General features: G+C 58.1%; 25 protein-coding genes. 15 read left to right on the forward strand and 10 right to left on the reverse strand.

Features of this window, described 5'->3' with window-relative positions:
• The first annotated feature begins 58 nt into the window (after window positions 1-58).
• Both Q2K57_RS17590 and Q2K57_RS17595 read left to right on the forward strand, forming a co-directional pair.
• Window positions 59-352 (forward strand): hypothetical protein, encoded by a 294-nt coding sequence (locus Q2K57_RS17590; protein ID WP_304526917.1) that lies wholly within the window; start codon window positions 59-61, stop codon window positions 350-352.
• A 118-nt stretch (window positions 353-470) separates the two neighbouring features.
• A complete protein-coding gene (locus Q2K57_RS17595; RefSeq protein WP_304526918.1) occupies window positions 471-794 on the forward strand; it encodes a hypothetical protein in 324 nt (107 codons plus the stop codon).
• Here Q2K57_RS17595 and Q2K57_RS17600 read toward each other — a convergent pair.
• Complete coding sequence (locus Q2K57_RS17600) at window positions 791-1,135, reverse strand: hypothetical protein (RefSeq protein WP_304526919.1); 345 nt, start codon at window positions 1,133-1,135, stop codon at window positions 791-793. The genes Q2K57_RS17595 and Q2K57_RS17600 overlap by 4 nt on opposite strands.
• Window positions 1,136-1,152: 17 nt before the next feature.
• The gene (locus Q2K57_RS17605) at window positions 1,153-3,069 is read right to left on the reverse strand and encodes a hypothetical protein (RefSeq protein ID WP_304526920.1); all 1,917 of its coding nucleotides are present in this window, start codon (window positions 3,067-3,069) and stop codon (window positions 1,153-1,155) included.
• A 1,186-nt stretch (window positions 3,070-4,255) separates the two neighbouring features.
• Here Q2K57_RS17605 and Q2K57_RS17610 point away from each other — a divergent pair.
• The 7 genes from Q2K57_RS17610 (at window position 4,256) to Q2K57_RS18425 (ending at window position 10,027) form a co-directional block, all read left to right on the forward strand.
• Window positions 4,256-4,999 carry a sporulation protein gene (locus tag Q2K57_RS17610; RefSeq protein WP_304526921.1) on the forward strand — a complete coding sequence of 248 codons (744 nt, stop codon included), beginning with the start codon at window positions 4,256-4,258 and terminating at the stop codon, window positions 4,997-4,999.
• A 221-nt stretch (window positions 5,000-5,220) separates the two neighbouring features.
• Window positions 5,221-7,302 (forward strand): BRCT domain-containing protein, encoded by a 2,082-nt coding sequence (locus Q2K57_RS17615; RefSeq protein ID WP_304526922.1) that lies wholly within the window; start codon window positions 5,221-5,223, stop codon window positions 7,300-7,302.
• A 518-nt stretch (window positions 7,303-7,820) separates the two neighbouring features.
• Window positions 7,821-8,000 carry a hypothetical protein gene (locus Q2K57_RS17620; RefSeq protein WP_304526923.1) on the forward strand — a complete coding sequence of 60 codons (180 nt, stop codon included), beginning with the start codon at window positions 7,821-7,823 and terminating at the stop codon, window positions 7,998-8,000.
• The gene (locus Q2K57_RS17625; protein WP_304526924.1) at window positions 7,978-8,346 is read left to right on the forward strand and encodes a hypothetical protein; all 369 of its coding nucleotides are present in this window, start codon (window positions 7,978-7,980) and stop codon (window positions 8,344-8,346) included. The genes Q2K57_RS17620 and Q2K57_RS17625 overlap by 23 nt, the downstream gene beginning before the upstream one ends.
• Before the next feature lie 48 nt (window positions 8,347-8,394).
• Entirely contained in the window at window positions 8,395-8,967 is a 573-nt protein-coding gene (locus Q2K57_RS17630; RefSeq protein WP_304526925.1) for a hypothetical protein, read from the forward strand.
• Between the two features lie 554 nt (window positions 8,968-9,521).
• Window positions 9,522-9,875, forward strand: a complete 354-nt coding sequence (locus tag Q2K57_RS17635) for a hypothetical protein (protein ID WP_304526926.1) — start codon at window positions 9,522-9,524, stop codon at window positions 9,873-9,875.
• Complete coding sequence (locus Q2K57_RS18425; RefSeq protein WP_369700321.1) at window positions 9,872-10,027, forward strand: helix-hairpin-helix domain-containing protein; 156 nt, start codon at window positions 9,872-9,874, stop codon at window positions 10,025-10,027. The genes Q2K57_RS17635 and Q2K57_RS18425 overlap by 4 nt, the downstream gene beginning before the upstream one ends.
• A gap of 47 nt (window positions 10,028-10,074) precedes the next feature.
• On the opposite strand, the gene Q2K57_RS17640 is transcribed toward Q2K57_RS18425, so the two are convergent.
• The 3 genes from Q2K57_RS17640 to Q2K57_RS17650 all read right to left on the reverse strand — a co-directional run bounded on the left by Q2K57_RS17640 (window position 10,075) and on the right by Q2K57_RS17650 (window position 11,442).
• A complete protein-coding gene (locus Q2K57_RS17640) occupies window positions 10,075-10,674 on the reverse strand; it encodes a L,D-transpeptidase (RefSeq protein WP_304526927.1) in 600 nt (199 codons plus the stop codon).
• 77 nt (window positions 10,675-10,751) lie between these two features.
• On the reverse strand, window positions 10,752-11,186 hold the full coding sequence (locus Q2K57_RS17645; protein WP_304526928.1) for a hypothetical protein: 435 nt from the start codon (window positions 11,184-11,186) through the stop codon (window positions 10,752-10,754).
• Window positions 11,187-11,211: 25 nt separating this feature from the next.
• Window positions 11,212-11,442, reverse strand: a complete 231-nt coding sequence (locus Q2K57_RS17650; protein WP_304526929.1) for a hypothetical protein — start codon at window positions 11,440-11,442, stop codon at window positions 11,212-11,214.
• 256 nt (window positions 11,443-11,698) lie between these two features.
• Between Q2K57_RS17650 and Q2K57_RS17655 the strand changes: the two genes are divergently transcribed.
• From Q2K57_RS17655 to Q2K57_RS17680, 6 genes are all read left to right on the forward strand, one after another.
• The gene (locus Q2K57_RS17655) at window positions 11,699-12,499 is read left to right on the forward strand and encodes a hypothetical protein (RefSeq protein WP_304526930.1); all 801 of its coding nucleotides are present in this window, start codon (window positions 11,699-11,701) and stop codon (window positions 12,497-12,499) included.
• Between the two features lie 232 nt (window positions 12,500-12,731).
• Entirely contained in the window at window positions 12,732-13,199 is a 468-nt protein-coding gene (locus Q2K57_RS17660; RefSeq protein WP_304526931.1) for a hypothetical protein, read from the forward strand.
• 299 nt (window positions 13,200-13,498) lie between these two features.
• Window positions 13,499-14,125, forward strand: a complete 627-nt coding sequence (locus tag Q2K57_RS17665; RefSeq protein WP_304526932.1) for a hypothetical protein — start codon at window positions 13,499-13,501, stop codon at window positions 14,123-14,125.
• Between the two features lie 340 nt (window positions 14,126-14,465).
• Entirely contained in the window at window positions 14,466-14,666 is a 201-nt protein-coding gene (locus Q2K57_RS17670; protein ID WP_304526933.1) for a hypothetical protein, read from the forward strand.
• 12 nt (window positions 14,667-14,678) lie between these two features.
• The gene (locus Q2K57_RS17675) at window positions 14,679-15,722 is read left to right on the forward strand and encodes a M48 family metallopeptidase (RefSeq protein ID WP_304526934.1); all 1,044 of its coding nucleotides are present in this window, start codon (window positions 14,679-14,681) and stop codon (window positions 15,720-15,722) included.
• 297 nt (window positions 15,723-16,019) lie between these two features.
• The gene (locus Q2K57_RS17680) at window positions 16,020-16,253 is read left to right on the forward strand and encodes a hypothetical protein (RefSeq protein WP_304526935.1); all 234 of its coding nucleotides are present in this window, start codon (window positions 16,020-16,022) and stop codon (window positions 16,251-16,253) included.
• Window positions 16,254-16,322: 69 nt separating this feature from the next.
• Here Q2K57_RS17680 and Q2K57_RS17685 read toward each other — a convergent pair whose 3' ends face one another.
• The 5 genes from Q2K57_RS17685 to Q2K57_RS17705 form a co-directional block, all read right to left on the reverse strand.
• Window positions 16,323-16,694: a hypothetical protein gene (locus Q2K57_RS17685; RefSeq protein ID WP_304526936.1), complete on the reverse strand. Its 372-nt coding sequence runs from the start codon at window positions 16,692-16,694 to the stop codon at window positions 16,323-16,325.
• 182 nt (window positions 16,695-16,876) lie between these two features.
• Window positions 16,877-17,482 carry a TerD family protein gene (locus Q2K57_RS17690; protein ID WP_304526937.1) on the reverse strand — a complete coding sequence of 202 codons (606 nt, stop codon included), beginning with the start codon at window positions 17,480-17,482 and terminating at the stop codon, window positions 16,877-16,879.
• A 68-nt stretch (window positions 17,483-17,550) separates the two neighbouring features.
• Window positions 17,551-18,282 (reverse strand): hypothetical protein, encoded by a 732-nt coding sequence (locus tag Q2K57_RS17695; protein ID WP_304526938.1) that lies wholly within the window; start codon window positions 18,280-18,282, stop codon window positions 17,551-17,553.
• Window positions 18,283-18,295: 13 nt separating this feature from the next.
• Entirely contained in the window at window positions 18,296-19,177 is an 882-nt protein-coding gene (locus tag Q2K57_RS17700) for an aldolase/citrate lyase family protein (RefSeq protein ID WP_304526939.1), read from the reverse strand.
• Entirely contained in the window at window positions 19,177-20,307 is a 1,131-nt protein-coding gene (locus tag Q2K57_RS17705) for a cysteine protease StiP family protein (RefSeq protein ID WP_304526948.1), read from the reverse strand. The genes Q2K57_RS17700 and Q2K57_RS17705 overlap by 1 nt, the downstream gene beginning before the upstream one ends.
• Between the last annotated feature and the right edge of the window lie 3 nt (window positions 20,308-20,310).

Consider the following 20,310-nt stretch of genomic DNA (forward strand, 5'->3'; position numbering starts at 1 on the left):
TCCGAAAGGAACGAGAAAATTCCAGTTAAACTGGTACTTTTGATCTCCATGGGGGAGAATGATGATTCAGGCAGATCGTGGTGACAAGGGGCTGCAGAAAGAACGAAGAAAGCTCCATGACTTCAATGCACTCGAGCGCCAGCTTGCTGAAGAGCTACGCAAGCTTGATAAGGGGCAAAGCGAATCAGCGGGGGTCAAAACGGCTCTCGTAGAGTCTGAACGACGTGATAACCAGTTTCATGAACAGCTCACCCAGTTGATGGGCGAGTTCAATATTGATGATCAGTTATTGAGAGAGATCATTCGTGTCCTACAACAATCGGATTTCTCGGTTAATGCGAAAGAACACTAAAGCCTTACTGTCGGCCGTACTGACAGCGGGGTTGATCTCGGTAGGAAGCGTGCAAGCCAGCCAGGCGCCCACCTTGGATCTCACCAGCGCTTCGGCATTCCAGGAGTCCATTGAGGACATGAAGTCGTCTGTGCCGGCAGGCACACTCGAAGAAGAGGCTTTCCAACAGGCTCTGGTCTTCGCAATCTATGACTACAAGCTCGCCGACGCTGGCAAGGCCCTGCAGAACGGGCGGCGCCTGAAGGCCATCAGCCGCGAGGCTCACGGAATGAGCGTCAAGGATCTGTATGCCAATGCGGCCCATTACTGGCAGCAAGAGCTCGATGTGCTTCAGCAGGCCGTCATGATGGGTGAGCTGAAGCAGGGCGTCACGGTGGCAGAAGCCCAAGCCTACATCGCAAAGCTTCAGGCCATGATGTCGCTGGGCCGCCGATCCCGCTAAGTATCAGCTCGCCTGCCACCAAACGGATACCGCGCCAGCCCCAGAGCACAGGCTGACAGCAGCGGTGTGGCAAGCGCCCCCAGCATGAACAGGCTCACTCCTTGAAAGCTCATCAGGTCGGCGAGAGACGCGAACCGGCCTGGCAATTTGCTGGCCAGCCAGTCAGCCACAAACCCTGCGTAGAGGGTGCCGGACATAATCCAGCTGCCAGCGCGGGAGAAATCGTACAGGCGTGTTTGTAGCGGGGACATCTGTCTCCGATGGTAGTGGATCGCTATCAGCTGCAACGGCGCCATCAGCCCGCACGTTACCCATAGAACAACGATGAAGGTTCCTGCCATGGTCGCTCTCCTTGCGATTATGCTCTCTTGCGCCTTGGGCGCCTGCCCAGCGCCGCTCTCAGGGCATCGGGGCCTGAGGGCTTGGCTTCTGACTGCCGCGCCAGCTCTTCTTCAAAAGCACGAAGCGAGGCTCCAGCCGGGTCGCCACGAAACGTCGGCGTAAAGGACTCTTGCTGCGCACTCATCCTCCTCAGCCGGTTATCCGGCACCATCTCCAGCATGATCTGAGGGGAGGGGCCGAATTGGGGATGCCATAGCGGCGTCTCGACGGTTTCGTTGGATGCGACCTGATTGCTGGCCAACGCCGGCCGTTTTTTCCCGAAGCCCATTTCATTGAGCCAGTCGACCAGCCCTTGTGGAATCACCACCTCGTAGGTCGCCCGAGAGATGGCGGTATAGAGGTGATTCAGGCCCGCTTGTCGCTGGAGGTTCATTTTTCCCGGCGCCAGCAGGCGTGGCGGTACAAGATCGCCACTGAGCACGACACGGTCGAATTCTGAGCCCTTGGCGCGAGTTGTGGTTGTCACGGTGACATGCCGGGCTGGCGGGTTCCGCCAGTCTCGGATCAGTGCGTCCTGCCGCTGGGCGTCCTTGAGGATCAGCCGGTCCGCGACGCGCAGGTAGTCCACCTGATGGGCTTGCAGCTCTATGCAGAGGTCGATCAGGCCGACAGTGTGCATGTCCTTCTGTGCCGAGAAACGGTGATGAGCTTCCGCCAGGGTATTCAGCCCTTTCAGGTCACGGCGATACGAGAGCTCTGCCTCTGGGACGATGCCAGTTTCACGCATGCCGATGGCCATGAGGTCACGGAAGGTCTCGATGCTGTAGTTGCGAATGCCATCGACCCAGGCAATCTCGGCCCCACGGGACGCCATCATTACTGCTTCGCCCAGGAGGGGCTTCACCGATCGGGCGATGAGGGTGTAGTGGAGCCCATGCTGCTCCAGATACTCGCGCCGATTGGGAGTGAACACGGAGGAGCGGCCAAGCCCAGTGACCCTGCTGGGATCGGTATCTCCGGCCACATGATGGGTCAGTGCATTGAGCAGCTCCGCAACCGGAGCGCCGAAGCGGTAGGACTCGGACAAGGCCATGTCGGTCGGCGCCTCAGGTTCGCCCAGCAGCGGAGAAAGGACACCACCGGACGATCCCAGCGAAGGCTGCAAGGATTGATACGGGTCGCCGAGCATCACCAGATCGATGCGCTGGCGCCTCAGGAACGAGAACACGACCGGGGGGCAATCCTGAGCTTCCTCGACCACCACGATGTCGTTGCCGGACAGCGGCGACACCTCCTGGTATTCACCACTCCCGCCCTTGGTGTCGGGAACGCGGATCGTGCCCCGGGAGAGCGCCCACTCGCGAATGATGAAGTCGTAGGTCAGGGGGATGATGTCGGTATCAGGATTGCCCTGGCTGGTGGCCACGGCACGGGCGCCTGTCACGGCCCGCTTCAGGCCATCCTTGCCTAGCTCCTGATGCAGTTCTTGCGGGATGTCACCCTCATCCGGCACGGCGCGAGTGGTGAAGATCCAGCCTTCGACGGCCGCACGAGCCCCATGGGCCTCCCGGGAAGTATGGACATACCCGCTTTCCGTGATGGCGCGAAGGGGGATGCGGCTGAACATGCGATTGCCCTGGCGCCGGATCTTGTCCTGAAACCGGTGATGAACGAACGACAGTGCTTGGCCGTACAGCGTCGTGACGCGGACGCTCTCCGGCAGCGACAGTCTGGCCCGGTCTGCGATGTTGCGGCTCTTCGAGAGGAAGAGGATTCTCCGATCGGAGGCCAGCCGCGCCAGCTCAGTGATCAGGACGGATTTTCCCGTCCCCGGGCCAGCGGTGATCGGGAAGAACCGGGAGGCGCCATGGTCAGGCCGTGCCGGCGCCATGATCTGGGCAATGATTTCGCGCTTCTCAGGGGCTAGTGTCACGTTACTCATCCTCGATGGAAGCTGCACACTTGGCGCGTCAGCGCTTCAGCCTGCGCCGGCAAGAAACACATTGGCTATTCTTTTCGTCTGGGCTGCTGGGGCTCTTGTGAAACTCATGCAATGGGAGAGCCTTTCGGCAGTTGCTGCATCGCTTGATGTCATGCGTTGGCAGAGGTATGCCCAGTTCTTCGGCCAATTTCTCCGATCGATCTCGGCGATAGCGGGCCACCTCACGAGGATCTCTGGCCGTCGAATTTCTCTTTTTTTGGCATGCAATGCAATGACTCGCATGACCATCCGGGCTTGATCGAGATTTATAGAAATCTTCGAGTATTTTCGGCTCTTTGCATGAGCTACATGTCTTGATGTTGTTATCAGGAACATCGATGCCATGGTGAAAGGCGGTGCGGATAGTCTGTTTCCGGCGATAAGCAGCAATCCTCTCGGGGTCGTTCAGAAGTTTTTTGCGATACTCACGAGTCCGGTGGAGGTGACAGCTTCGGCATGACGCCATCCTGCCGTCGGGGGTATTGATGTCTTTTTGGAATTCTCTCGTCGGTTTTATCTGCTCACAGGTGACGCATTCCTTACTCGCCTCTTTCGTCTCTTTTTTGTGCTCTCTGAGACGGTTCGATCGACAGCCCTGGCATGTCTCTTGGATTCCAAAAAAGGTCTTCTTCTGTCGTGGAAACCTGTAAACGGGCAGCACTTCTTGACATTCTCTGCACCGAAAAAACAAGGCATCCGGCAGGGCGGTAGCTTTCATGCTCTGTGGGATGACAAGACTAGGCTGGTAAACGCGCAGCCGGTGGCGCTGTAGGTCGGTAACTTCAGAGGCGTTGTGCGAGATCATATCTAAAGCCTAGCAATCCTATGATGGACGCGAAATAAGTTATCATGAGCGCAGGGGATTGTACGGTTATGCCCTCAATTTTCATCCCACGGTATAACACCCAAGCCATCAATGCAGAACAGAGTGGTTATTTCCTTCCTCACTTCACCGCAGCAATGGAGAGGCGATAAGATACCTCTATCTCCAATACTCAACATGATGGAGCAGTGACCTAAGCCAGTGATATGGTCATTTCAAATTGACCCTCGTTGCTCGATTGCAAGTCTTGCAGCAATGACTTGTTCTCCATTCACTGTCAAAAGAAAACGGGAGCGCTGGATGCTTGGGAAAGTAATGGCCGCAGTAGGAATCGGCAACACAAAGGTTGATGCCGTGCTGGAGAGCGATACTGTGCGTGCCGGTGAAACATTGATTGGCAAGATTCACCTTCAAGGCGGGAACGTGAGCCAGGATTTGTCCGCTTTGCACCTCGACCTGGTGAGCTATGTCGAGAAAGAGGTCGATGACGAGACAGTGAAGGTGCCGCATACGTGGGCGACCCTGCCGATCTCCGAGCCGATGACCGTCGAGCCCGGCGACACCCTATCCATAGACTTTGAAATCCCCATGCCCTTGCTGGCGCCGCTGCCCATTGGTCGCCAGCAGCCCAAGACATGGCTGGCAACCCGGGCCGATGTGGCGATGGCCATCGACCCGCGTGACCGAGATGCACTCAGCATCCAGCCCGGAGACATCCATCAGGCGGTCCTCGGTGCCATGGAGCGGCTCGGGTTCACGCTGACTGAGGCACCCCTGAAAGCGTGGAAGATGAACGCACTGACTGGCTGCGTCCAAGAGTTCGAGTTCAAGCCGCGCCGCGGCGCCGGGTTCGATCACCTGGATGAGGTCGAGGTGGCCTTCTTGCCCTCAGCAGGCGGAGTGCTGGACATCTTGGTGAAGCGAGACACGAAGGCCCGGGGGCTGGGATCGATGTTCGCCGAGATGACCGGGATGGACGAAATCTTCTCGCGACTGACCTTGCGGGAGGGGATGACGACCAGCGACGTTCAGGAAAGCCTGCAACAGGTTCTCCGCTGACGGGGCTGCCGGGCGTGACTCGATTTCCGCCCGGCGTCCTCGCTTCAGCATACCTTCAAAGCCCTGGCATCGACTCAGGGCTTTTTCCGTTCTGCGCTTGCCTCACACTGGCTTCCAAAAGGGCGCCAGAGGGCGTGTCACGATGGGGGCTATAAAAGCGTGTGAAGTTGCACTCATACCGGCACTGCATCTGTTGTAGTACGACCCTATTAGAGCGAATTATGGAACATCAATCCCCGGATTTGGGTTCCGAAATCCGCGTCACTTGTCATTCTGTTCGGGCAGGCAACAGCCATAACACCCATCAAAACGAGACAGTATCCATGACAGCCATCGCCCACACAGAAGCACTCTCTACTCACCCCATTTCCCTGCCGAATCGGCATCTCATCGAGGGCAACCTTGCCGTCGAGGCACTGCTGGAATCAGCCGGGTCCCTTGCTGAGGTATGCCAGGCCCTGAACGTCGCCTATCGTCGCGGCGAGCCCATGGTCAGCGATGAGGTCTATGATCAGGTCTTCATCAAAGCGCTGGCGCAGCAGGAACCCGAGCATCCGTTTCTAACCGCTGTCGAGCCGGAAGCCCTGCCGCTCAACCTGCCCACGGTGAAACATGAGAGGCCGCTTCTCTCGACCGCCAAGGCCTACGATCAACAAGCCGTAGACCGCTACCTTCAGCAGGTGGCCCGTGCTGCCGGCGAGCAAGGGATCGCGCCAGAGAGCCTGACATTCCGTCTGACGGCAAAGCTGGACGGGATTGCCGGGCACGACAGCGGCAAGCGCCTCGTCACCCGTGGCGATGGCCTGCAGGGGCAGGACATCACGCGGATCATCGACCTTGGCGTGGTCATGCAGGGTGGGCGCGGCTTGGGGCGCGGCGAGATCGTCTGCGAGGCCGACTTCTTCCACCAGTACCTGGGCAAGGGCACCGAGCATGATCAAGAGCATGCCCGCAACATGGTGGCAGGCTTTGTCAGTGCCGATAGCGTCAAGCCGCATCATCAGCTGGCGCTGAAGGCCGGTGCCGTGCGGTTCGTGCCCTTTGCAGACCTGCCGGAGACCATGGTCACGGCAGATCAACTCAGCAACGACTGGGAAAGCCTCTACGATCGCGTGATTGAAGGCATTCCCTACGAAACTGACGGCGTCGTGGTCGAGGTTGCCCACGAGGAGCTGCGCCAGGCCATGGGAGCGACGAGCCACCATGAGCGCGGCGTGCTGGCCATCAAAAGGCAGGGGGAAACCGCAGTCTCGACGGTCGAGGATATCCGGCTGACGACCGGCAGGACGGGCCGCATCATCCCCACACTCCTGATCAGCCCGGTCGTGCTGTCCGGGGCCACCGTCTCCAAGGCCACCGCGCACACGGCCAAAAACCTGCTGGCGCTGGGTTTGGGCAAGGGCGCGAAGGCACGCTTCGTGAGAAGTGGTGAAGTGATTCCCAAGATCGTGGAGGTTGTTGAAGCGGCCGACGAACCGCTGGAAGTCACTCATTGCCCGTCATGTGGCACCGAAGCGGTGGCAGAGGGCGAACACATGGCGTGCCCGAACACGGCGACCTGTGTGGCCCAGGCAGAGTCTCGCCTGCGTCACTGGTTCGACATTCTCGGCAACGTGGACCTGTTTGGTCGCGAGACGATCGCCAAGCTGGTCGATGCGGGAATTACCGAGCTGCCGGAGATCTATGCGATGGGCGAGGAGGACTTCGCTCAACTGGGCTTTGGCCCGGGTCAGTCAGCGAACCTTGTCCAGCAGCTGGAGCGCAGCCGCACCGAGCCGGTGATGGAGTGGCGTTGGCTTGCTGCCTTCGGTATCCGCCATCTGGGCCGCGGTGATTCTCGCAAGCTGCTGCGGGAAGTGCCGATCGAGGCCCTGCACTGCGTCACGGCGGAGCAGGTTGCCGCCATCGACGGATTCGGTCCCAAGACTTCTCCCGCCATCGCCTCGTCGCTGCGTGATATGTGGCCGCTCATCAGCCACATGCTCGATCTGGGCTTCACCCTGGAGTCAGACGCAGCCCCCTCTTCCGAGGGCGGTGGGAGCGCACTATTGGCCGGTCAGAACATTGTCTTCACCGGCACCATGTTGGGGGCGAAGCGCAAGGACATGGAAGCTCAGGCTCAGGCTATGGGGGCTCAGGTACAGAGCGCCGTGAATGGCAAGACCACTATCCTCGTCGCTGGTGAGAAGGCTGGCAGCAAGCTGAGGAAGGCTGAGCAGATCAATGAGAAGGGAGGCAGCGTCCGGGTGCTGGATGAGGCCGGATACAACGTATGGCTTGAGAAGGGCGCACCTACCTCATAAGGGTCGCGATCACGGCTGCGCTTCAAGATAAAGGGGCGCGGCTTCCACTCCCCATGGCGGGATCCATCCTGGAAAAACGAACGGAGAGGTGCGATATGACGATGACGACAGTCGACTTCGACAAGGCAAATAGCCACGAGACAAGAGCTCATACACCATCCAACGTGGCGCCGGCACAAGATCCCGAGTTCGAATACGTGGAAGGGGGGGAAGATCAGGGGTTGCCGACGTGCCCCCGTTGTCTGGTTCGGGATACCAGCGATAGGGGAGAGGTGGAGGACGGACAAATGATTCATCTGCGGTGTAGCAACTGCGACGTTTCCTTTGCAGTCATTGCAGAACATCAGATCACCTACTCTACGCTTCGGTTCCTGGACTAACCCTTGAGCCAATTTTGAGCGAGGCTAGGCGCCAGCCTCGTTCCGCTCCCATGCCTTTCCCTGATTTTCTTCCTCCGCAGCCTTCCCGATCGAAAGCGACTTGCTAAGTTGGTGCCGTCAACAGGAAGGAGAAAAGCAATGCCCGAGTTTTTCCGAACCATGTTAGGTCGTCGCCACTACGAAGTTACGATGCCAAAAATTGCTCAAGAGCTTGGTAGGCTGGCCGATGCACTGGAAGAATCGAATGCCATCGAACGTGAGAAGATGGCCGTCATGACACAAGGAGGAGGACTGAATGCGAACAGAGAGGAAGAGTGATCTAGGCGCCGATATCACTACGATCGCGCCGTGTGCCGGAGCGCTGGTGCAGCACGGGCAGGTCGAGGAACAGCTCTACAGAGTGGCAGCCTACATGAAGATGCTGACCGAGACCGAGATGGCCACGGATACTGGGCTGGAGGAGATCTTCGGCGCAGGCTACGAATCGTCGATGGCGTTCTGTCCGCGCAATGAAGCGACACACCTGGCGCTGAGTGGACCGCAGGCCCTGATTGTCGGGGTCGGGCAGTGTCGAGTCGTGGGGCGAGCGCCCTGGACATGCGAGCAACTGCGAGCGGCACATGCGAAGGCCGAGAGCCTGGGGCAGAGTCGGAAGGTCGTCTGACAAAGCCAGCAAACCACCCCAAAAGCCATTATTAGACAAGGATGCGATGTGTCATACCTCGAATACTTCAAGGAGGCTCAAGAGCGCACGCTGCGACTGGGGTTGAAGCTTCCAGCTTTCGCGCCAAACAATCCCTCTGGCCCGCTGCTGACTAATGAAGCCATGCATAGCTTTATTGCAGATTTGCAGCCGCTTTCCAGTAAGTGGACCTCGCAGGATTTGGTTAATCAATGCCTGCCTGTGCATCAGATTGTGGCGCCAGTTTTGCGCGGGATCATTGGTGTAGAGCCGGTGGTGACGATCGGCCATGTCCGCGATCTGAGAAATAATGACACCTACTTTTTCCGTGAGGAGGAAGACTTTCGAGCACATCTCGAAGAGGGGTGCCAGGAAAATATCCGCCAGTTTCATGTGTGGCTCACACTTCCCAGTATGGAAATCCTGGATATAACTCTGCCAGCGTCCTATGCAGAGCAGGTTGGAAAAAGACCTGATGGCAGCCTCATATTTGGACACGCAGGTGATCTAGGGAACGGCTTGGAGTATGTGCCGATGATGATCGGTACGGACTACTTCACTCAATGCAATGAGCGCCACGGTCTCTACAACGACAATCGTTGATGCTGCCCCATGCCGGCGAATGTCGATGCGGACTATATGCCGCGCCGTTCTCGGCGGGGATACGCTATCCTTCAGCAATTCACGCCAAAAGGACGCAGTGATGCGCATAGGGATCTGGCAGCACCCGAGAAATACCCGTGTCAGGCGGGCATATTTCAATGACCTGCCGTTCCTCTCCAAGGGTGAGAAAGCCTACGTGCAGCCCAATGGTGATGGTGTCCAGCTAAGCGTGGCCACGGCATACCGCGCCGATCTTGAAGGCACTCTATTGGACGTGGGGCTTCTAGCCGACGGCGACAATATCGAGGACGTGCCATTCGCCGTGTTCGAGCAGTACGCAGCCGCGCAGCCGGCAGCCCAGGGCAGGGGGGCCGCAAAGAAGCCTGGCTCGTCTCCCAGCAACCGATCCCCTGCACGCTCTCGCCCGAGCACCCGGCTGTCAGCGAGTGGAGCTGGCGCTCGGGGATATCGAGATCTAGGGGCAGAGCACTCAATACGTCATCGAGCGGAAGTGCTGCAACGACACTGGAGCGAGGACGGATTTCGAGGCCTCGGTGGTTGATGATGATCACCGCCTATTTTTCCAGAGTGAGAAGATGCGGCTCGCGGAGGATATTGTCCCCATCGTGTTGCTCGAAGGCTGCGCCCATGAGCACTCTCGGGGCATGCTCGACCAGGCGGTCGATGGCATGTTGTCCTATCTGATCACCCTGCAGAAAATGAACGTCCTGACCACCTACTCGCTCACGCATACTGCTTATATGGTCCTCAAGCTAGCGACTCACGATCGCTCTGGGTTGGGATACGAGCCGCCCTTGCGAGGCAAGAAACCTCGGCAGCAGCGTGACCAGCTCTCCTTCGTACTCGAGGGAAAAGTAAATGGCGCAGAGAGACGTTGCCGGGTGTGAGTGCCAATCTGGCCCGGCGCTTATCGGATTACTTTGGCTCTTTGGCGACCATAGTCGCGGCCTCTGACGCTGAGCTACGCAAGGTCCAGGGGATGGGGCCAAAGCGCATCGAGATGATCCGCGAAGTGCTTCATGGCGCTGCAGGAGACTGAACGAGGCTGATGACTCGATGCCGCGGAGGAGGGGCTAAGCCCCTCCGTTACCCGCGGATCACCACCGTCGAGCCAATATCCAGCCAGCGCTCAATGAGATCGATCTCGTTATTGGTCACGGCGATACACCCCTCCGTCCAGTCCCGGCGCTTGTGTATCCACTCGGGTGAGCTTCCGAGGCCGTGGATCCCGATATGACCACCGAGCCGGGTATCGGGAGGTGAGGCATCGTGCTTTTCGCGGTATGCCTGAAAGCCACGGTAGGTCCGATCGCTCAGCAGCCCCATGGCATTCGCAGCCCACGCCGCGTTTGGCGTCGGGTAGTCAAATTCCAGGAACGTCCGAAACTTGCTCTGGTGGTTGACCCTCTGGATGCGGAATCGGCCAACAGGGGTTTGCTGACTGCCTCGCATCCTCAGTCGCCGATAGCCTCCCTTGCCATAGGCGATGTAGGGGATCGCCTCAACTCGGCGCTGGCCTCGCAGCAGCACCAGATTCCGGCTTACCAGATCGATGTGCATCCAGGGATCGTTGGCTTGCACCTGTTCGGGTATGACGAAGCCTTCTACCGCATCCATGAAGGTTGCCGGGGCAGTGTTGCTGGCGCCAGTAGCCACCTGCGGCACCACCGCGATCGCTGACGCCACGACGGGCACCCTGATCAGGTCGGCAGACGCCTTGGCGACACGCCTCCATGTCACTCGTCGTTTTCTTGCTACAGGCCTCACCTGCCACCTTCCTTATGATGCTGCCGGAGAGCCCGAGATTCGGTCTCATCCAGATAGGCACGCAGTCGATTCGCCTTGATCACCAAATGCTCCAGTCGTCGATAGTGATGTTCCAAGGCCAGCGAGTAGGCCCTCAGAGGTCCTGCAGCCGTCTTGAAAAGGTCGTCTCTGCGCATCGCCCAGGGCCCTTGTTCGTGCAGGCGAGCATACGAGGACTTCATCGTGACAAGCTGGCGGCGGGTCTGTTCGAGCAAGGTGCCCAGTTTAGCCGCACGCTCCCGGGGAGAAGCAGGCAGAGACATGAAGTCCATATCGCCTGGCTGCATGAGCCCGAAAACATCCGCAAAGGCTTGCTTGGCATGACCGGCACGAGAAGAAAAGTCACGCGGGTGTTGGCTGGCTACTCGGCGCCACGTCTCACGGCTCGGCATCGAGACCAACTCCTGTGGCAGGAGTTCATTTTCCCTCGGCATAAGCCCCACCACTCCCTTGGAGATCATTCGCCAGATGCTTGATGTGTTCGATAATGGTTTCCAGCGGCGGTGGGTTGTGTGGATCCATCGCTGGCGAAGCCTCTACTACATCGCCCAACAACCCCTGCGATACCCGCTGCATGCGGTTATACGACAGCACCAGCTCCATCGCGGCGCGCTTTCTTTGAGTCAACATAACTTCTTCTTTGCCCATTATCTGTCGTTCCATTTCTAGGGGTAATCTTGTTATCGACATCCTACACTGCAGCTTGAGATCCAGAACCCAACTCAAAGCTCTCTAATTTATCGCTTAAAGAGGGCGCGACCATGATTTCTGTATTTATGCAACTGAAGTGCGCCGAGCGGTAGTCTCTGAGGAAGGGTTCCGGATTCTCCGACCGTTGCTATTTTCCTTGCATCACTAACGGGGTTGTGAAGTTTGCTCCACAAGACAATGGAAGGATAGCAAAATGGCAATTCGTAAGAACGGTGTCTATAAATCAGTGAGTAATTTCGAGATTGCAGAAGGGGAAGTGGTAGAGAAAGGAACAGTGCTATTTTGCATTAAGGGAGGGAAGCGCCCCACCATGGCGTTCTTCTCATTGAAAGATGGCAAGGTCTCGGGGTTTGATGGGTCCGCAGAGTACATTTCTTCCCTTGTGAAAGAGGCAGATAAAAAAGAAGTGCCAAAGAAACTTGCAGAGGCGGTTGGGCTAGACGCAGAAGATGCGCCAGCGATCAAAAAGGGCGCGTTCTACAAGCTCAAAGAAGATGTAACACTCGATGACGGCCATACCTTCAAGCAAGGAGCGGTCCTCCTCTGCGAGAAAGGCGGCAAGAGTCCATGGTTCCTTACCAAGGAAGCTTCTGGAGAACATGTCAAAGTCTCGTTGTTTCCTCGGGATGTGGAGCCGTCTACGCCGATCAAGGAAGTGGAGGCGCTTGCCGATCTGAAGGCCAACATCAAGACCTACCCGGCGATGTCTGAAGAAACAACCGCCTTGTCAGGCGTCCTCCGCATTGGGGCGATGCAGGTCATAGTGAAGAACTCAGGGACGGGCGGTAGCACGATCTGCCAAGGGAGCGACGAGGCCTGCCAGACGGTTGAGCGCCTGCTGGAGAAGGCTCTCAGGGATGCCGGACTCGAAATTCGCCCCGGTGAGGATCTGACAGAAAGGTATGTCGATTACTATATCTATGCCCGAGGGATCGACACCTTCCCGGGCTACGTCTCAACCTTTCGGGCAATCATGGATAGGCTCATGTCGTAATCTTTGATTTATACGGCCAAGTAGAGTCGCCGCTTTGTCAACTTGGCAAGGCGGCGTTTTTATTTGTGTGACCAAGTGTGAGATGCCACTTCCAAGAAACACTGAAACAGAGATCCGTCACTGCTTGAAAGTTTTAACATAACTGTTTTTAAGTATCTGGCGCCCCGGTAAGTAGACTTCCCGATTTAAAGATTGGCGATAAAGTGGAGTCAGTAAACATTCAGGGGGCGTTATGAGTCTAATCGATCTGCGTGAAGCGGGCTTCGTTGATACTGCTGAATCCCATGAGAGTAGCATTCCGCGTGTCAAAGAGTTTGAGCTAAAGTGGTCAGCCACCGTTAAGGCAGATAGTGCGAAGAATGCGGTTCGTCGCCTTTGGGCATCGCACTTCCATGTTAGTGACCACGATGATTTTTCAGTCTATTGCGGCCAGACCAAGAAGAAGTATCGCTATCGTGCCAACTGCCTGGCACCAGAGCTTAACAAGTCTCTCCCAGGCGGCCATGTGTATCGGGTCCACTGGAAGGCCACCGTTTTCGCCGCTAATGAAGCCGAGGCGCTCAAGGCCGCTAAGAGCCAGTTGATTAAGCACCGGCCGGATGTCTCTCCTCGGGTCAATCTTGGTGTTCATGATCCTCGTGGGAATCGACTGAAGACAGAGAAAGTTGGCATTCACGACATTCTGCAATTGGTTAGCTGAAGATAACGAGAGTTACAGGAGTAAAATGCAAGATTTCATTCCCGGCATGGTCAATCAAGATTTTCCTCAATGCCCTCACTGTGGCTGCGAGTTTCATAAAGTGGAGGAGTCGATGGTAACGGATGACACCAAGGAGTCTATGGAGTGTCGAGAATGTAACAAGACCTTTTCCTTCACGACGCACGTAACCGTTCGCTATAGCACTCATGTTGTTGAGGAGTAAGGATAGCTCTCCTTATTTCTTAGAGCGGCTGTGCAAGATCTTCTATAACATACTTTCCAGCGATTAGGATATTGATATGTCTCACTCAGTTTTAAGCGATGCGACAAAGCTCGGCTGGCGTTCTGCCCCCGGTGTGGAAATCCATGAGCTTATTGATGGAGGATGCTGGGCTGTAAGCCAAACGGGACTTTTCACTCCAATCTACCTTGGTAATGTACATGACGTTCCGGAACTTGTGCTATGCCCTCCTATGGTAGCCGTGAAGGCCGTACGCCGGGTTTGCAATATTTCCCCAGTGATAACGGAGGCGCTGGCTGATCTCGATCCCCACGATACGCAAGGGTTCACTCCTGCCCCGGGCTACTCCGTGGTGCCGGCTCCCCGTAAAGACGGGGTGCTCAGCAGAGAGTGGTTTGTTGAAGATACCCACGGGACCTATATCGCAAGTGTCAATTTCGCCAGCGCGTGGGAAGCCTGTGTCGCAGCAGTAGCGCACCATGAGGCGTCCACTCCGGAGCCACGGCGCATGATCGAGGTGGCGCAAGAGCTGATTGAGGACGTTGATTATGTCGAGCTTGCTGACTCCCCCATCGTAAACCGGGATTCAGCCAACGCCGGGCGTGAAGCGTATGTGCAGGCCTGGGTCAGGGTGTCTGATGACTTCACCATTCGATCCCGCGACCTGAAGGCCATCTGTGACTGATTGCAAGAGTGCCAAAAAACGGCGTCCTTCGAGCCATCCCGTGCGGGAGAGGTCAATTAACCTAGGGGCTCAATATCGTGCGGCGAAAAATAAGCCGCTCAGGGAGGCGAATAAGTTATGGGACTACTTGGCTAATATGGTGGCTATTACTGGTTTTTACTTTGTAGGCATTTATCAAGCGCCAGAAGCGACCAATATCGTAATCGAACTAGCAGTCTGTGCCGGAGTGTTTTTCTTCCTGCAAGCTTCAGCGTGGGTCGCTGTGAAATTACGCAAAAGGGTCCTTCCCATTCAGTCGGAAGGTCCGGGGCCGGCCTGGTAACGTGAATAGGATTTGTATATGAACGCTAAACGCTACTTTTATCTCATCGCAGCCACCCTAGGCATCCTGTTGCTGGCTTTCGCCTATCAGGGCGTGGTCCGAGCCTTCAAGGCAGCGATCGTGATTGGTGCCCTCTACCTGGTGTATCGAGCATACCGGGGTTTCGCCGGCTGGAGGCGGGAGCGGCGCGAGAAGGTGGAAAGGATCGCTAATCGATAACGAGGGCTCTCAGTGAAAACCATTCCCGCTCTCGTGCGGCTAGTCGGGGCCTCGATAGGTATTGGCATCTGCATCGCTACCGTCGTTTCGGCCCCCCTGGCACTATGGCTGATCGGCTGGAAGGTCGTGTACCAGTGGTTCGACGGGATGTTCCCGGTCATCCCCAACGTGCACATCTTCGGGACCTTTGCAGGATATCCGCCTCTCAGTTGGTCTGGGGAGCGGATACCGTCCTACCCTGGTCCGATCTGGATCGTCCGAATGACGGGGCTGGCCATGATGCTCAGCATCGCGGGGTTAGCCTTGGTTCATCTCGCCGTGCCCGTCCGTGCCAAGGTGCATTCCGTATGTCGGGTGATCCCGCGAAAGGTGCCTCATGATGCGCCGCTGCAAAGCTATATCAACGGGATCGGACGCAAGAGCGGGGTAGGGCGCCGCATCCAGCTCTGGACGCTACCGGTGCCGGGCGTGGCCGCCTTCGCGTTGTCCTCTCCGCTTCGAGGCCATCATTTGGTGATCAGTGAGGGCATCCTGAAGCAGACCCCCGATGATGTGGTCCGCTGGATATTGGCGCATGAGGTGGGCCACATCGCCCATGGAGATACGGTGTCGGGCACTGCCTGGATGCTGACCATGCGGAGCATCTATCTGGTCGAGCGAGTGAAGCGTTTTGCGATTGTGGCCATGGTACACACGATCGCCACGTTGCCCGTCCTCCGCTATCTGTTCATGCCGATCTTCTGGCTGCTGTCCTGCCTGATGTTCGTGGGTCGGATCGGAGGCAAGATTGGCACCAGCGTCTTCCTTCTGTTCGATCGCTGGGCCAGCCGGGACATGGAGTACCGCGCTGACCAGTTTGCCGCGAAAGTGGCCGGAGCCGACCCCGGGGTGCGCCTGTTCACTGCCCTGAAAGTCGCCTTCGAGCCGAGCTTCAACCTCTTTGCGACACATCCTACGCCAGCGGATCGTGTGAAGGCCCTGCAGGCGGGCAGCCAGCCGTCTTCGCATAAGCCGGAAAATCGACCGTCAGAGGCCTCAAGGCAGCGTGAGATATGAACTCAGCAGCAGCACGAGTGAGCCGATCTCGTCTGTGGCCACGCCTCCTGAAAGGAGGTCGGCAACAGGAATAATCGGTTAGCCAGGTCTGATGAGCCTACATGACCGGCCCCCGCTCCGGTGGCGACAACGCGGGTGGATAGCGCGTGGGCACCTATTCGTGCCCACGCCGTCTCCAACCCCTCCCGCATAGGCCCCGTATTTGAGTCTTACTGACACCAGCCCTTGTCCAGGGGAGTCCTGCCAACTGCTGTCGTGGTATAACCGGGACACTGTTTTCCCGGCCATGAGGCATCCATGTCCAAATCCCCGGCTCCCCTTTGGGTACTCCTCGGAGCGTTGGTAGGCATCATCGCTCTGACCGTCCAGACTATCGCCTCCTACCTGCTGATTCCTCTCGGGTTCGTCCTGGCCAAGGAACTGTGCCACCGCAGCAGGCGCCTTCCCGCCTTTTCCGTCACGTCCGCGGTTTCGTACATCGCAGGTGTGTTCGCGCCTTCAGCGGTGGCTACGCTCAAGCTCCTGACATGAAAAAACCGGCCGCAAGGGCCGGTTCTGGGAGCTGATGACGACGGGAGGGGGCTCCCCATGCTCGCGCGCTTAGTCGAAGGGGCTTGAACCGTCGTTGCCATGGCTCGAGTGATGGATGTTGTCCGCGCGGAAGCTGTAGGCGGGGTTGGTCCGCCGATTAACGTCATGCTCCCAAAGGCGATCCGGGTGAAGCGGATCCCAGTCGTCATCGGATATACCTCGAGCGACAGCAGCACCGTGAGGCTTGGAGCTTCCCCACAGCTCAGTCGGTTGGTTCTCGCCCTTGGTCACATGAATGAACTGCTGAAACAGCACTGCCACCATAATGCCCACGCCAAGAGCGGTGGTTTGGTTGTACTCGAGTGAGTCCAGGAAGTGAGATGCGGGTGTAACCGCGATATAGCCGGCCAGGCCAAATACGTATGAAGCCAGGTTAAACATCGGGATCCCTCCATGGGTCAATTCGTCATGCCTTCATTATACAAGGACGATGTTTATCCAGAACCCTAATAGGGATCCTGTCGCCATGCCAGGTTCGACACGCTCCGAGAAAGTGCGTGGCGTGGGAGGGAAGTGGGGAGGAGGGGCAGCAGCCCATAAGCCGAGCTGCTGCGGGGTGGCGATTACAGGTACTGCTCAGCGAAGGCGGAGAGGGTGGCATTCAGATCGCGTGCTCCGATGGCCTCGCCAATAGAGCGGAACTTCCAAGAGCCGTTGTGACGGTACACATCCCCGAGGATCATGCTGACCTTGCCCGAGAAACTGGCATCGTTGGATACGTCGAACTGAGCGAAGACCGAGGCGTTGCCAGTGGCCTTGCCATCATGGATACGCACGCTGGCATGAGGAATCTTCTCGAAGTCGATATGGTTGAACGAATTCAGCACCAGGGCCATGTGATGGACGTTGTCGGGAACCTGCCCCAGCTCGACGGTGATGACCTCGTTGTCTTCGCCGTCGTCGCCCCCGGTGTCACCCACGCGGTCGTCGCCAGAGTGCAGGATGGACCGGCATTTCGATTTCTGCTTGCCGAAGTACACCTTGTCGAGCAGCTTACCCGCCTCATCGAAGAGCCCTACGGAGGCATCCAGGTCCACCGCCTGAGTGCGGCTGCCAAACAACCCCTTCTTGGTGATGGCGCCCCAGTTGGCGCCGAGTTCGATACGGGTGAGGGGGCTGTCTTCTTTTTCCAGAGAGAGGCGCTGGCCTTTGGAGAGATTGATCGCCATCTTGAAGCTCCTATTGCTTGCAGTGAGTCGTGGCCACTTGGCCACGACGGGTTATCCAAGTGGGCCGTTCAGCCCAGCAGGTTGTTGAAAAAGCCTTTTTGCGGGGTCGCCTGGGGCACATTCTCGTATTGGTGAGAGATGCGGTGGCTCTTGTTATACCGAGCGGCCTTGGAAGCCTGGGCGCCCTTGAACACAGCGGGACCGGTGATATCGACCTCGAGGGAGTCGCCCTGCCATGACAGCCACGGCGTTTCTTCCTGTCCGGGTTTGGCGGTCTTACCCGACGGAGCGAGGATCACTTCTTCCTCAGTGACGATCGCGTAGCCGATGACGTAGGTGTAGATATCCGAACGCTTGGATTGCGCGTCGCGGTTGAAGTCGTACTGGCACACGACTTCCTGGCTGCCATAGCTCATCTTCATCTTGGGTTGCAGCTCGGCCACGCTGACGTTGCCATTGGCCAGGGCCGAGTAGACGCTGAAGCACAGCGCGACCGGCCCGCCTGCCTGTTTGGCGATGTTGCGGGCCACGGTGATGACCTCTTCCCCTGGCGCATCGATGCTGGCGCTTTGCACGTCACCGTGATGGACCGTGAAGGGCATGGCCTGAAGACTGCCGCGGTACTCGCCATCCACCAGATAGGCCTTCTGATCGGGCATCAGGATGGTGCAGCGAAGATCCAGGTCGTCGTTGTCCTTGCCGTCGTCGTTATCGACCCATTGGGCTTTGACGACGAGATCCTCGTTGCCCTTGGAAAGGTCGATGGAAGCCGTCTCATCCGGCTTGGTCAGATTGATCATGGTGGGGCCTTTTCTATTGAGCGATTGCGGCATGGAGGGCAAAAACGCGCTTCGCCCAGTGTTGGTGGCAGGTTTGCTCGAGCATTTGGCCATTGGCCTGGAACACGGCTTCACTACGCTCCTTCAGGGCGCTGGCTTGTGGGTGCTGCTCCCGGAGCGACTTGGAGAGGAGGGTCTCCACGATTTCGATCTGTTGCGGGTGGATGCAGGTCTTGGCCCACAGGCCCCAGGCTATGTCTTGAGCCACCTCGCGAGAGAGTGTTTCGGGCTCACCGAACAGGTCGCAGACCGGTGCTGAGATCTCGAAGCCGGCCGGCCGGGCAAGAGTGATCAGGCGCTCCATGACGCCCCGCAACGGGGTGTCGTAAATGGTCTGGCCGGGCTGGCGCTTGAGACCGATAGTGCCGAGCAGGTCATTGGCACCGATCCGCAGGCACGGGACAGGGTTCTGCAGCTGCTGAATAGCGCCCAGCGTGCTGAGCGTGCCGGCCTCAGTAAAAATGTCCGCGGTCTCGATCGTCGGCATCACGGGCAACGCAGGGTTGTGCTGCTCGAGGACCTTCTGCCAGTCGCCGGCCGATGTGGCGTCGAACTTCGGAATCACGATGCCGTCGATGGCATCGATGACTCCCGGCGCACTGAGCAACTGATTCAGAACAAAGGGATTACGAGGTCTCACGAACCGCAAGAAGTGTTCCGGAGCAGGGGAGTCCCGCAGAGCCTTGGCCAGCCGGCTGACTGCCCACGTCACTGTCTCAGGTGAAACCGCATCCTCAGTGCAGAAAATCAGTGAGCGGGCATTGTCGCGGCCATGCGCCAGAATCCCGGCCAGGTCCTTGTGGGTCGCCGGCACATACAGCGATGCGCCGAGATGTTCGTACCGAACGTCGCGCATCACACGACCTCCTGTTGAGCCATGACCTTGATCAGGGAACAGGCGTGGAAGGGCATGCGGGAGTCTTCCACCACCGGCACCGACTTCTCCTCGGCGAGCCGCAACAGGTGAGCCACGTCGGCATGGTTGGCATCGCACACGATCAGCAGGGCCGGCACTCGGCGAAGCATGACCCTGGTGGCCTCTGCCACCCCTGGCTTCACATGGTTGATGTCCTCGATCGCATAGTCCTGCTGGATCTGAGTCAGCATCTCTTTCATCAGCGCTTGCTGACGGTGGCGAGAGCTTTCCTGGAGGCCCGGAAGTGCATCGAGATCAACGGCCGGGAACTGGGCCGCTATCCGCTCGATGAAAGCCTGGCTGTGGTCCTGCTCCGCGAGCTCGTCGTAGACGACGCAGCCATGGAAGGCCCCTTCGGGGATTTGCTCATTGAGCACCGAGCGAGAGACCAGCCCCGACACGGTGGCGTTAAGCACGCCGCTGGGGATGGCATAGTCTTCACAGGTCGCTGCGTAGTCTGCCGTTCCACCGATATCCGAGATCACGGCAAGGCGGGTTGCGATGAGGCTTTTGCCTTTGGCCTTGCGGGCAGTGTTGTATCGCGCCATGTCATGACGCAGCTCGCGGGTGATGACACCCTTGGCTGTCCAGGCATCGACAAAGATGAGGCGCTGCGGATCCACGCCTGCCGTGTCCAGCAAGTAATCCAGAGCCGCGGCATCGATGCCGCGATCACGGATGATCGAGATGCTGTAGTGATGGCAAGGCTGGCCCTCGTATTCGGTGATCGCGCGGCGCAGCAGCGCTCCGGCAGGTGTGCCGGCGCGGACCAGACTCACCAGGGTGAGAGGACGCTCCGACGGGCCATACTCCGCTACCAGCTCCCGCGCCAGCAGGCGTACCTCGCCTGCCATACGATGGGCATAGCGCTCGCAAAGGGTCTCGAACATATCGAGATAGGTGTCGCTTGGCGCCGGCTCGCGGTGAATCATCTCGCTGTAGTGCGCGGTCCCGGTTTGAATGCGACGCTCTTTCTCCTCGATGGAGAGAAATTCGGTCTCGATTGGCGTCAGCAGAAACTGGCAGTCGTCGGGAGAATACGAGCCGTAGATCGGTTTCAGGTCGAGCATGGC

The sequence above is a fragment of the Halomonas sp. I5-271120 genome (genome assembly GCF_030553075.1).
GTDB lineage: Bacteria > Pseudomonadota > Gammaproteobacteria > Pseudomonadales > Halomonadaceae > Onishia > Onishia taeanensis_A.